This is a genomic window from Enterobacter cloacae complex sp. IR5459 (genome assembly GCF_049238005.1).
GTDB lineage: Bacteria > Pseudomonadota > Gammaproteobacteria > Enterobacterales > Enterobacteriaceae > Enterobacter > Enterobacter hormaechei_C.
The window spans coordinates 119,554-131,947 of sequence record NZ_JBMKIG010000002.1 but is presented as its reverse complement, the minus strand read 5'-3'; the positions used below and the strand labels follow the sequence as shown (position 1 = coordinate 131,947).

13 protein-coding genes are annotated in these 12,394 nt (G+C 44.4%); 5 read left to right on the top strand and 8 right to left on the bottom strand.

Going from position 1 to position 12,394, the window contains the following annotated elements:
• The first annotated feature begins 183 nt into the window (after nt 1–183).
• Nucleotides 184–342 (top strand): hypothetical protein, encoded by a 159-nt coding sequence (locus ACOTX4_RS04045; protein WP_154590041.1) that lies wholly within the window; start codon nt 184–186, stop codon nt 340–342.
• A 4-nt stretch (nt 343–346) separates the two neighbouring features.
• Nucleotides 347–955, top strand: coding sequence for a hypothetical protein (locus ACOTX4_RS04040; RefSeq protein WP_058670630.1), 609 nt, complete (start codon nt 347–349; stop codon nt 953–955).
• An 87-nt stretch (nt 956–1,042) separates the two neighbouring features.
• On the opposite strand, the gene ACOTX4_RS04035 is transcribed toward ACOTX4_RS04040, so the two are convergent.
• The 4 genes from ACOTX4_RS04035 to ACOTX4_RS04020 all read right to left on the bottom strand — a co-directional run bounded on the left by ACOTX4_RS04035 (nt 1,043) and on the right by ACOTX4_RS04020 (nt 3,776).
• Nucleotides 1,043–1,747: a hypothetical protein gene (locus tag ACOTX4_RS04035; RefSeq protein ID WP_065189867.1), complete on the bottom strand. Its 705-nt coding sequence runs from the start codon at nt 1,745–1,747 to the stop codon at nt 1,043–1,045.
• A gap of 14 nt (nt 1,748–1,761) precedes the next feature.
• Nucleotides 1,762–2,268 (bottom strand): hypothetical protein, encoded by a 507-nt coding sequence (locus ACOTX4_RS04030; RefSeq protein ID WP_058670632.1) that lies wholly within the window; start codon nt 2,266–2,268, stop codon nt 1,762–1,764.
• Nucleotides 2,269–2,363: 95 nt separating this feature from the next.
• A complete protein-coding gene (locus tag ACOTX4_RS04025) occupies nt 2,364–2,840 on the bottom strand; it encodes a hypothetical protein (RefSeq protein ID WP_072204481.1) in 477 nt (158 codons plus the stop codon).
• 396 nt (nt 2,841–3,236) lie between these two features.
• Nucleotides 3,237–3,776, bottom strand: coding sequence for a hypothetical protein (locus ACOTX4_RS04020; RefSeq protein ID WP_125183039.1), 540 nt, complete (start codon nt 3,774–3,776; stop codon nt 3,237–3,239).
• Nucleotides 3,777–4,384: 608 nt separating this feature from the next.
• Between ACOTX4_RS04020 and ACOTX4_RS04015 the strand changes: the two genes are divergently transcribed.
• On the top strand, nt 4,385–4,843 hold the full coding sequence (locus ACOTX4_RS04015; protein WP_125183038.1) for a hypothetical protein: 459 nt from the start codon (nt 4,385–4,387) through the stop codon (nt 4,841–4,843).
• Between the two features lie 52 nt (nt 4,844–4,895).
• Here the strand turns inward: ACOTX4_RS04015 and ACOTX4_RS04010 are convergent, their stop codons facing one another.
• Nucleotides 4,896–5,543, bottom strand: coding sequence for a DUF2163 domain-containing protein (locus ACOTX4_RS04010; RefSeq protein ID WP_080340008.1), 648 nt, complete (start codon nt 5,541–5,543; stop codon nt 4,896–4,898).
• Nucleotides 5,543–6,100 (bottom strand): hypothetical protein, encoded by a 558-nt coding sequence (locus ACOTX4_RS04005; RefSeq protein ID WP_058670635.1) that lies wholly within the window; start codon nt 6,098–6,100, stop codon nt 5,543–5,545. Before ACOTX4_RS04005 ends, ACOTX4_RS04010 begins: the two co-directional genes overlap by 1 nt.
• Before the next feature lie 47 nt (nt 6,101–6,147).
• Here ACOTX4_RS04005 and ACOTX4_RS04000 point away from each other — a divergent pair, with 47 nt between their 5' ends.
• Nucleotides 6,148–6,633, top strand: a complete 486-nt coding sequence (locus ACOTX4_RS04000) for a glycoside hydrolase family protein (protein WP_058670636.1) — start codon at nt 6,148–6,150, stop codon at nt 6,631–6,633.
• Between the two features lie 156 nt (nt 6,634–6,789).
• Here the strand turns inward: ACOTX4_RS04000 and ACOTX4_RS03995 are convergent, their stop codons facing one another.
• Nucleotides 6,790–8,289, bottom strand: a complete 1,500-nt coding sequence (locus ACOTX4_RS03995) for a recombinase family protein (RefSeq protein WP_045337910.1) — start codon at nt 8,287–8,289, stop codon at nt 6,790–6,792.
• A 39-nt stretch (nt 8,290–8,328) separates the two neighbouring features.
• Here ACOTX4_RS03995 and ACOTX4_RS03990 point away from each other — a divergent pair, with 39 nt between their 5' ends.
• Nucleotides 8,329–9,924 carry an ABC-F family ATPase gene (locus tag ACOTX4_RS03990; protein WP_032667121.1) on the top strand — a complete coding sequence of 532 codons (1,596 nt, stop codon included), beginning with the start codon at nt 8,329–8,331 and terminating at the stop codon, nt 9,922–9,924.
• Nucleotides 9,925–10,015: 91 nt separating this feature from the next.
• Here ACOTX4_RS03990 and ACOTX4_RS03985 read toward each other — a convergent pair whose 3' ends face one another.
• Nucleotides 10,016–12,379, bottom strand: coding sequence for a TIM-barrel domain-containing protein (locus tag ACOTX4_RS03985; RefSeq protein WP_063938262.1), 2,364 nt, complete (start codon nt 12,377–12,379; stop codon nt 10,016–10,018).
• Between the last annotated feature and the right edge of the window lie 15 nt (nt 12,380–12,394).

The window sequence follows — 12,394 nt, the reverse complement described above, 5'->3', positions numbered from 1 at the left end:
TATAAACAGTCTATGAAAGCAAATGAGAGTTTCTTCTTTCCTCGTTATGTTCTCTCGTTTGTTTACGTTATCGAATAGCCGATATAAAATAGCTATGTGAACAGCAAGTTCATTTAAAATTCCTTAAAGTTTGAAGCGCTCGCAAGAGCGCTCTTTTTTCAACACATCAAAAAGGTGAACACTATGAAAAAATCTAAATATCCATCTAAGCTCGTTATCGAAACGAAACTTGATAACGGCGATTCATTCAGAGCAATCTGCCGAGAGTTTGATATTTCTCCATCGAGTATGAAAAAATATTGCGACCGCATGAACATCAGAACAACTAAAAAAGAAGGATAATAAAATGAATTTCTCAATCTTTGAAAACTTGAACGGAACTACTAACGTTAGCTTGAATAAAAAAATCGTTAAAACTAACGAAATGACTAACAACCGTAACACGCTGAAAACTTTTATCGGCAGCTTTACTGATATTCACCGTAACATCAGAGCAAAGATGTTAAGCAAAGTTGAGAACGCTTTGACTGTAAAAGATATGCGTAAATTCCAAATCGGTATGTCAGAACTGAACGACAAGCCTGCTATCGTTGCTTATTCAAGTGATATGACAAAAGCTGTGATCGTTTGCTGTGAAGGTCGTAACTGGAAAGCTTTAGGTTCAGACTTGACTATGATTCACAAAAAAGACACCGATAACTTTGTTCAGCAATATGTTGGTAGTTTTGTAGAGATTAAAGAAGAAATTGAATTTCCTACTGAACAGAAAGTTGATGTTATCACCAACGAATTGGAAGAATTGAGAAAGGAGATTGAAGCCTTAAAACTAAAAAACGCTGCTCTCGAAAATGAGAACAGCGCTATGAGAAAAGTAATGAAGGGTGATAAATTATCTTTTGACGAAGAACTATTAATTGTGAAAATTGAAATTTCAAAGCCGACCAAAGCAATATGAAAATCAATTGTTGATTGCTATTAAAATATAATAGCAATCAACAATATTTAGTAAAAGAAAGTCTATGCGACCTATAATTACTTTAATTTATCTATCCCTTTTAGGAAACACAAAACCTTGTGTCGTTAGTAGTGGTGGTGGACTTCCCGCAAGTAATAACATATTTTCTTTTGGTATGTTATTCATTTCGGTGTATTCTTTTTCAAGCTCTTGAATGCATTTTTTTATTGCAAACTCATCCGTTTCTCTGCATATATCTGCTACGATATTGGTAATATTATACACGGATTTATAAAGGTCAAAACCAAAGTAATAGGTATTATCAGTATCACAAAAAGGAGGGTTTTCTCTAAAAAGATCCGTATTATCACAAAGATATTCAAAATCGCTGATAGCTGATGCAATGGATGAAAGTTCTTTTTCAGCCCGTACTGGATCTTTCTTATTATGTGGTTGGTTTCGAAAGCTTTCGATGGCACGAGCTACTAAAGCTGTTGGGATGATGATCATTTCCATATGTGAAGTCAAAATGGCATCACGAGTCTGAAATAGACGGAATTCATCCACATCCCCTACATGTTGAAAGTAATTGCGTATCAAACGTAATAATTTAAACTCTGGCCTTTTAGCCAATTGAGTTATCCCAAATTCCTTGCTGAAACGATCATTCAGAGAATGGAGTAAATTCAGAAATGTATACAATGAGTTAATGTCTCGTTCGCCAACGTGACGAAAATCTGTCAATTCATAAGAACTATAAAAAAAACGGTCGATAAAAGTATTTGCTTCCATTTTATCCTCTGTAATCATTCTGGATTGACTAAGATACCTGATTTGATCCCTGAGTGAATCAGAATATCTATTTGTTCATTACCTAATTCTTCGCATTCTTTATAGCAAATATCTGCTGCTTCTAGTTTTTCTCTTGGTGCGATTAAGAATTCATAGTATCTATCAAATGTTTGCATGAAAACATTCTGCAATTCAGTTGATGTACTTTTGGAAAAAATTGTACAAAAGATTGATAAATCGCATATATATCCAGCGACCTCAACCCAAGCATGACCATCCCATTCTCCCGTATAATTGCTCCCCGAAGTAATTATCGGCAGTATAGGCTCATGTGAGAAAATCTTTGTGTTTCTTATAACAAGTGACCCAGAAATCAATCTTGCGGTTATTTTCATGTTGTCATTGATAAGTGCGCAAAGATATGCACTCATGTAGAGACATGCCTTCTCTTTTTTGATTGTCTTGTCCAGAACATAAGATGACAATTCATTTATTTGTTGCTTCATTTTATTATTGTTCATTTTCTTCTCAACAATCACATTGTTTTTAGATTATAAAACCAACATGGTTAATAAACTTCCAATAATGGTTCTTTTCCTTTTCAAAACAACTTTACTTAGTTAATCAAATTATTCGCAATTTTTTTGATATAGTTATAGAGTTCATATCCACTTGAATTAAATGTATTAATATTGATATTTCTATCCTCAACATTATTTGAGTTCATTGATTTTATTTGTTTAATCAATCGTGGAATGGAACCGAATTTGTCTTCAATCAATACTCTTCCATTATGATCATCAAATTGATTTCGAGTTAAATCAACATAGTAATCGTTAATCCTAACTACTACGTGTGATTTGATGTATTTGTTTAATTCTTCGCAGCATTCAAACCAAATTATTTCAGGCTCATATCCATGATCTGTTAGATATTGAGCCAGAAAATTACTTGCTAAGTCACAGCAACCATGCGGAAAACTGTTTAACTCTGACCATCTTGGCATATTGAAACACCCAAATGAATGTGTATCCGCAGCCATAACGAGAGCATTTCTGAATGCGTGTATAAGTTTTTTCAGTTCATTGTCCATTACGTCCTCAACCCATTAATCTGTCGGTTATAACTGTTTGTATTCACATAGGATAATCTATCATTTTGTGAGGCTCAATAAAACTTATAAAGCATGAAATCAAGTTTATGCAGAGTAATATCTCATCAACGTGCACAGTGTATAAATACAGTTTTAGAGGAAGTATCTATGACAAAATTTGACCATCAGTGTGCAAACTGCAAATGTGCTTTGAAAAGAACCTACACGATGATGCATCGCGTTGAATCTCATTACAACTGCCATCAAATCCTTTGTAATCATGATTTAATGAAATGTTATGGTATACAAAACCGACATCTTTTACCAGATCGCGTCCCTATCAACCGTCTTAAACAGACCTTCAAAAGTGCTACGCGATAAGGGAGCATCGCTCCCTTAATCAAGGTCAATCTCGGTATCATTCTCTGTCTTATCTTTGTACTCGTCTGAGGAGTTGTCCTGCAACTCAGGCTCTTCAAACAAACTGTCAATCTCGCGTAACGTCTGGTCGATTTTCTCTTTCAGACAATCACGAAGTTCTTCAACTGAAACGGCAGATTCGAGAATCTCCAAAGCGTGTTTCTTTGGCATTAACCTGATTTTGTCTTTCAGTTGTGAACAAAAACGGTTCAACTCAGCTTGAACATAATCAACTGGGATTAATTCACCAGATTTTTCTTTCGCTGCATAAGTTGCCAAGTCAGCTTTAGCCACCTGTTCACGGAGTTTTTCTCGTTCGAATTCGTCCTTGATGGACATATTTCGCATTGGGTTAATTTTGTTCTGAACAATCCATAAAGTGCCTTCGTCTTCTGGAATACCAGAAGGGTTATCAGAGTAGGGCAGTCCTTCTGCACGCCAGCTCTTGATAGCGTTGAGGGTATAACCATAACGTTTAGCCATTTCAGTCATGCTTACATAAGTTTTACGAGCCATTAAATATCTCCAAGTGTAGAGGGAATAAGGGTTTATCTCAGTATTTATCTCTACAGCGGGAGGAATCCGGGATAGTCCCTGTCTATTGATGATGAACTGAACACGATTTGGATTTTCATACGCGAGAAAAAGGCTGAGCGCTCGAAACATCTCGGCGTTTCGGACGTCTAGAAGAAACTAAAAAATTTTTTGTCAAGCACTTTCTCAGCAGGATCATCTAAAAATCTAACTTTTTAAAAATAATATGATAAAAATATTTAAAATTATCTTCTTGATAAGCGCCGTCTTGTCAGTAGGGCTTCTGCTTGTGTCCTCACAGGCGGTCCGATACGATTGCTTCACGATTTACCGAGTCGATAAGCAAGACAGAAATCTTATTCACTCAGAAGTTGCAGATTATAACTGGTTCTTTTTCTATCGTGCTAATAACAGAGAACGATTCAGTGGTCTATTGCATGACGTTGTTATAAACGGTTATGACGCGAGTATAAACAGACGTGACGGGGTCGATTATCTTCGAACTTATTTTGATAATACACCCAGTTATATAATTCAATCTGATAACAGACAGTTGTTTGTTACTCAGTGCAGACTCAAAGGAATAAAAAATGAAACTCAAACTAAAAACTCTAAGTCTTGATAATCCTAAACATGAAAAATTTATCTATCGTGTTCTAGCGGTCGGCATAGCTGTGCTTTGTTGTGTCAGTGCTGTTAAATCATGGAACGAATACAACGACCCTTATAACGTATCAGCACGTCACACGGAGAATTTCGAACGTAGAACAAACGCTCTTGTTTCTTTAGAAAAGCCTTCTGAATATATCTGTGATGCCTCTAACGGTAAAAGCTATCGTTTATTTGATTATAACGATAGCTTTATGTACGTTCGTTCTGGTATTACTCCTACTCGTGATGATTATAAATTCTCTGAGACTCTCAGAGGAATTCATTCTGATAACATGTATAACGCCCGTATATCTGAATCTGGTAATTCAGGTGCAGGTCGTATGTCTAATCAGATGTATAAGCACAACGGCATTAACTTCTTATGCAAACGTGCATAATCAAATTCCCAAATAAAAAGGGCATATCAATTGATATGCCCTTTTTTCGTTCTTACTTCTTGCTGGTCCACTTTTGCTCGGAATTCCATTTACCGATTCTTGAAAAGAATGAATCGTTCTCTGATCCTTTATAGCTTCTGTGAACACCATCAGACGCATGGTTTCGTGCTGATTTTTCGAGAACAGCCCAGATAGAGTTCAGTTGAACTTCGGTTTCGTTCTTCGATTCGTTATCATCATAGTCAATGTTAATCGTGAGCTTATCGATCTCACCATTGAACAGATTAAAACTCTCTCTTACTTTGCCTGTTTCAGGACTCAGAAAACATATATCAATATTAACTTCGGCTGTATCAAGCTGTTTCGTTCTGACTAAGTTGATATACTCAGTTCTCACGTTAGCTAGCTTAACTGACATTCCGTTGTTGTTGATTTCTTTTTCTTCATCGATTGTGCTGATATCAGTAAAGTCACCAGTGGCGATATAATTCTTCGCTTTGTATTCGATATCGTAATACGCATCAGTAAGTAACAACTCAGTGTTGTTTTTCATCTTGATCGTAACAAGGTGAAACAACGTGCCTACACTGAATAACTGAGACTGATCCAGAACGGTAAGATTAGTTCCGTTAAAATCGTTATAAGCGCTGATAAATTCAGCGTCTTTGCAGAGTTCAGCAAATCTTTCTTTAATATTCATTAGATAACCTCTGTTGCTTTAAGTTGAAGTTTACTCAGCGATTTAATATCAAGCGGATAACTTTCGTTAGTCAGTACGAATCGACCTTTAGGAGATCTGTATTTGATTTCTTCACCAAGCTGAACTTGAGCACGAAGATTCGGAAACAGTTTTAACTGACCTCCAGTCTGTACGTCCTCCGTAACGGTATAAAGCTTGGAGTGATTTTGAAACTGAACTATTGTTCCTGCTTCAAGAACACCTGCAAACGTTCCTAGAGTCACCTGACGCGCTCCTGGTGCTGCGTTCTGTTGTGAGCGTAGAAGTCCTTGGGCTGTTCCTTCGTATTTCGTTTGATAGCTCAAGTCAAATTCAAATGGTTGTGATTGTTGATGCATAGCGATAAAGCGTTTTACTTCTGCTGTTTGTTCTGATTGATAATTCAGACTGAATTCAAGTTCAAAGAACTGAACACCGGTGAATCGTTTTTGAAATTTACCGCTGATTGCTCTGTTAGAGAAAAACGGTGCGTTCGACGTTAATTTAACATCGGTGATTTTGATATTCTTACTAAGCATAGAATCCTCATAAATATAGGTTTATTCACTTATTTATAAGAGGCTCTATGAACATAACAGATATGATTATCTATGACGAAGGTGAAAAACTCACGATTTATAAAGATACCGAAGGATATTGGACAATCGGAGTTGGACATCTTCTGACTAAATCTCCGTCTAAAGATGAAGCAATCAGACAACTTGATAAACTTGTAGGCACTGGTCATTACGGTTATATCAACAAGCAAGAATCACGTCAGATTCTGGAAATTGATATCAACCAAACGATCAAACAAATCGGAAGAACCGAGCTTATCAACGTTTATACTTCTCTTGATATCATCAGACGAACAGCACTGGTTAATATGTGCTTCCAACTTGGTGTTCAAGGTGTTCTACAGTTCAAGAAAATGATCGGTTATCTCGAAATCGGTGATTATCAGAATGCAGCAGACGAAGCACTGAACAGCAGATGGGCTAAACAAACACCTAATCGCGCTCGACGTGTTACCGAAGTTCTAAGAACTGGAACTTACGATAGCTATAAATGAAAAAGGGAGCATATGCTCCCTTTGATTAAACATTGATACTACACAACAACGCAAGACTGATAATAAAAATCAAGTCAATTCTTCTCATGATATCTCCTTGTTTAACTCGGAGATATCGTATAAGTCCTGCCGAGGAGGTGAAGCATTATCCCGGCTTTATTCTTCTTCCCTTTCGGAGTTCATGAAATCCAATAGTTTTTCCGTGTCAGATTTAAAACTGATATTCTTAGAATCCCATCGGAAGCTCTGTGAATGTCCATTGATGTACGACACTTTTATTCTCCATGACTTTTTCAGATTGAAAACGGTGATTTCTCTTATCACACGTTTAAGCATCATGTTTAATTCAACAGGATCTTGCACCTCCTGCAACAGGTTCAAATCAACTGATTGCTCGTTCATAACCCTGTTGTTTTGTTCTGTAATAGCTTGGTCGAGCGCCTGTAACTTATCTTCAAGACTGCCAATTGTCTGCAAAACACTTGCAGGAACTTTCTTCATACTGAGTAGCATATTGTTCAGATCTTGAATCTTTTCCTGAACATCGGAGCGTTCTTGTAATAAAGTTGCGTCGAGTGATGTTTTCTTTTCCATCTTTAGTTCACGAAGAATTTTAAACATCGCGGTTTCAATATTTTTAAAGTTCTGCGTTACGCTACATTTTCCATCGCGAGCGTTTGCACAAACGTGATATTCATATACTTTGCCACTGACTGTATGAAATTTTCTAACAAGAGCACCTCCACATTCATGCTTGAGCAAACCTGTGAAAGCGTTCTTTTCTGACTTATATCCGGGTTTATTCTGTTTCTGATCAGATTGAAGCAACATGAATTCTTCTTTGCTTATAACGGCAGGATAATAATCTTCGACAATATCCAGAAGAATGACTTTACGATCTTTTGTCGTTTCAGTTGTTTGATATGCACCGTAAAGAGCAACTGATTTAATCGTCTTTGCAACAGTCGTATGATTCCAGCCAGCAGAACGTAGCGGGGCAAATTCTTCATCATTCAGAGTCTTGGCTATTTTATTATTGCCAAGACCTTTCTTCTTGAGTTCGATTATTCTTTTCACCGCGTCGAGTCTGTCAGAAAAAACATAAGCGTTGTCTTTTCGTTCTAACCAAAATGGTAATGATTTGTTGATAACTTCACCGTTCAATGCTCGTTGACGTTGTTGTCCTTTTGTCTCTCTCAGTCGTTGAGATTTCTTCTCGGATTCTTTGTGAGCAAGGTCAGCAGCCAGCGCGATTCTAATCACGCTTACTAAGTCGTTTACTGATTCTCTGTTCAGCAAAAGCCCATCGACGAGGGAAGCGATATAAACTTGATGCTGTAGAATCTGCTTGATGATCTGTTGTGTTACGTCGATGCCTCTACGACTCAATCGGTCGAGTGATTCGATAATGATCGTTGAGCCTGGAGAGATAGAACCTTGTTCGATAGCTTGAAGCATGTCAGCCAAAGATGCTCTGTTGCCTTCTTTGAATGCAGAGATCCCCAAGTCTTGGAAGTTCTTTTCTGATAGAATTAAATTATTCGCCTGTGCGTACTTCTCAGCAAGTTCAGTCTGACGACGAACTGAGTCACCTTGTTCTTGCTTCTTGCTTGAGAATCTTATGTAACTGAATGCTAACCCGTTTTGTTTTTGCATAATCTATTCCTTTCAATCACTTACGAGAGAATATCAATTTTGCTTCTTTGCAACAATATCACTATGCAGTTTGGCAGTAAGCCGCTGTTCGAAAATATTTCCGTCAAATTTGGCGGCGGCAACCGTTACGGCCTGATTGGTGCCAACGGTAGCGGAAAATCCACCTTTATGAAGATCCTCGGCGGTGACCTGGAGCCAACGCTCGGTAACGTGTCGCTCGACCCTAACGAGCGCATCGGTAAGCTGCGTCAGGATCAGTTCGCCTTCGAAGAGTTCACCGTGCTCGACACCGTGATCATGGGGCACGCGGAGCTGTGGGAAGTGAAGCAGGAGCGCGATCGTATCTACGGTCTCGCTGAGATGAGCGAAGAAGACGGTTACAAAGTGGCCGACCTGGAAACGCAATACGGCGAAATGGACGGCTACTCTGCGGAAGCGCGTGCGGGCGAGCTGCTGCTGGGCGTCGGCATTCCGGTTGAACAGCATTACGGCCCGATGAGCGAAGTCGCGCCAGGCTGGAAGCTGCGTGTGCTGCTGGCGCAGGCGCTGTTCTCTAACCCGGACATCCTGCTGCTCGACGAACCAACGAACAACCTGGACATCGACACCATCCGCTGGCTGGAGCAGACGCTGAACGATCGCGACAGCACCATGATCATCATTTCGCACGACCGTCATTTCCTGAACATGGTATGTACCCACATGGCGGATCTGGACTACGGCGAGCTGCGCGTTTATCCGGGCAACTACGATGAGTACATGACGGCGGCAACCCAGGCACGTGAACGTCTGCTGGCCGACAACGCCAAGAAGAAAGCGCAGATTGCGGACCTGCAATCCTTCGTCAGCCGCTTCAGCGCCAACGCCTCTAAGTCGCGTCAGGCGACCTCGCGTGCGCGACAGATCGACAAAATCAAGCTGGAAGAGGTTAAAGCCTCCAGCCGTCAGAACCCGTTCATCCGCTTCGAGCAGGACAAGAAGCTGTTCCGTAACGCGCTGGAAGTGGAAGCCCTCACCAAAGGCTTCGATGAAGGCCCGCTGTTCAAAAACTTCAACCTGCTGCTGGAAGTGGGCGAGAAGATTGCCATCCTCGGCGCCAACGGCGTGGGTAAATCCACTATGCTGAAAACCCTGGTGGGTGAACTGCAACCGGACAACGGAACCGTGAAATGGTCTGAAAACGCGCAGATTGGTTACTACGCGCAGGACCATGAATATGAATTCGAAAACGATCTGACTGTCTTCGACTGGATGAGCCAGTGGAAGCAGGAAGGCGACGATGAGCAGGCGGTACGCAGCATTCTGGGGCGTCTGCTGTTCAGCCAGGACGACATCAAAAAGCCCGCCAAAGTGCTCTCCGGTGGTGAAAAGGGCCGTATGTTGTTCGGCAAGCTGATGATGGAAAAACCGAATATTCTGGTGATGGACGAACCGACTAACCACCTGGATATGGAATCGATCGAATCCCTGAACATGGCGCTGGAGATGTATCAGGGCACCCTGATCTTCGTCTCTCACGACCGTGAGTTCGTCAGCTCGCTGGCGACCCGCGTGATCGAAATTACGCCAGAGCGCGTGGTGGACTTCACCGGTAACTACGAAGATTACCTGCGCAGTAAAGGTATCGAGAGTTAAAAAATAGCCGGGTGGCGGCTTCGCCTTACCCGGCCTACATTTTATCCCCTCTCCCTGTGGGAGAGGGTTAGGGTGAGGGCTACAGGCCGCACTACACCACCCACTCGCCCCCTTCAACTCCATTCACCCGCAGCGTACGTTTTTCCCCCGCCGGTAATGATACCTTCAGCGCCTTCCATGCCGGACGATAGTCGCCGCGAGCGTTCACCTTCAGGTTGATGGTTGCGCCATCGCACACCATTTCCCATTCCACCCACAGCGCATTGCCGTTCAGGTAGCCCCAGCTTTCACCGTCGTCTTCAAACAGCAGCCCCGAGGTTGTGCCGACGCCTTTCACCGGGAACAGCTTCAGCTCACGGGTATCGTCTTTATCGGCGCTCACGTGACGGATGCGCTCGCTGAGCGGCAGACCGGCCCCGGCGCGCACCAGCAGCGGCAGTTTTTCCAGCGGCGCATCAAGGACGATCGCTTGCCCGCCCGCATACCACGCGTGGGTGTAAAAATCGTACCAGCCGGTTTCGTTATCCGGCAGCCAGACGCGGCGCTCGCGCTGCCCGGCTTCGACGACGCTGGCAACCAGCAGGTCGCGGCCCAGCAGGAAGTCGTCGCACTCTTTGAAGGTTTGCGCATCGTGCTCGTGGTCGAGGAAGGTCGGGCGCAGCATCGGTTCGTCGTCGGCGTGCGCCTGCCAGAGCAGGGTGTAAAGATACGGCAGCAGGCGGTAGCGCAGCTCAATCGCGCCGCGGATGGCAGGCGTGACGCCCGGAAACATCCACGGCTCGTTCACCGTGTGGTCATCGTTCCACGAGTGAATGGTAAAGCGCGGGTGCATCACGCCGTTCTGCACCCAGCGCACGAACAGCTCGGCGTCCGGCTTGTCGCCGGAGAAACCGCCGACGTCGTGCCCGACGTTGAACAGCCCGGACAGGCTCATGCCCAGCCCCATACGGATGTTATAACGCAGGGTGTCCCAGTTGGTGCGGTTGTCGCCGCTCCAGGTCTGGACGTAGCGCTGCATCCCGGCGCAGCCGGAGCGGGAGATCAGATACGGACGCTTTTCCGGCGCAAAGCGCTGCTGCGCTTCCAGCGAGGCGCGCATCATCAGCAGCGGCATCACCGGGCGAATATGCTTGATGGCTATCTCCTTGCCGAAGCCATAGCAGCGCGCTTCCCCGTCCCACACTTCATACTCGTTGTTGTCGTTCCAGGTGGAGTCGATGCCCATCTCCAGCAGCTGCGTGGTCACGCCGTTCTGCCACCACTGCACCGTCTGCGGGTTGGTGAAGTCGAGGTGCGATCCTTCGTCATCCCAGAAGCTGGAACGTTCAGGCGCATCGGTTTCTGAATCACGAATGAACAGACCGCGTTCCGCCACTTCGCCGTAGCGGGGATGATCCTGCAACAGACAAGGCTTGATGTTGGCCGCAAGCCGCAGCCCCGCGTCGTGGAACGCCTGGCTCATCACCTTCGGCTGCGGCACTTTGTCGTAGTTCCAGTTAAAGACGTAGCGCTTGCCGTTAATCGAGGTATAGCCGGAGGAGAGCTGGAACGAGTCGCACGGAATGGCATGCTCATCGCACAGGCGGATGAAGTTCATCAGCTGGTTTTGCGCGTCCGGCGCGTCGGTGTAGTGCATGGTCGAGCCGCTGTAGCCCAGGCTCCATTTCGGTCCGAACAGCGCTTTCCCCGTCAGGCGCACGAAGGCTTTGGTGACGTCCAGCACGCGCCTGCCGGTAAAGATGTAGTAGTCGATATCGCCCGCTTCCGCCTGCCAGCGGCGGTAGGCGGTGTGATAGTTGTCGATCTCGTTACCCAGATCCAGCCAGCAGCTGCTCAGGTTATCGTAGAACAGACCGTAGCTCACGTCGTCGCGACGGGTGAGGGTGAACGGGATGTGCTTGTAGAGCGGGTCGGTGCTGGCCGCGTTATAGCCCATCGCGTCCAGGTTACGCATCTCGTAGCGTTTGCCGTTGCGCTGTAAATCGCCCGCTTTCTCACCCAGACCGTAAAAACGTTCATCCTTACGGCGGCTGAGATAGTGCGCCACGCCGTCACCATGGGCGTTCAGCAGGTAGGCGCTGGTCGGGCGGTCATTGACCAGCGGCTGCCACTCGCCCGCGTCATTGCGGTAGTGCCACTCCAGCCACAGCGGCTGGTGGACGGTGACGCGCAGCTGCTCGGTTGCCACGGTTAACGTATCGTCCTGCTGCGTCAGCGTCCAGGCGGGGCAGGAGAAGCCGCTGATATCGTCACGACGGCGACCTTCCCACGGCACGTCTTTTTCCGGTGCGATGCTCCAGGTGCGGTCCAGCGCCAGCTCGCCTTTACGCTTGATCAGCACGCGGAACAGGTTCTCTTCCAGCACATACAGGCACAGGCGGTGCTGGCTATCGACCAGCAGTTCCAGATGGTTTGCCGACTGCGTATCAAGGGTCCAGTTTTTCAGGGTTTTCATATGCAATACATCCAC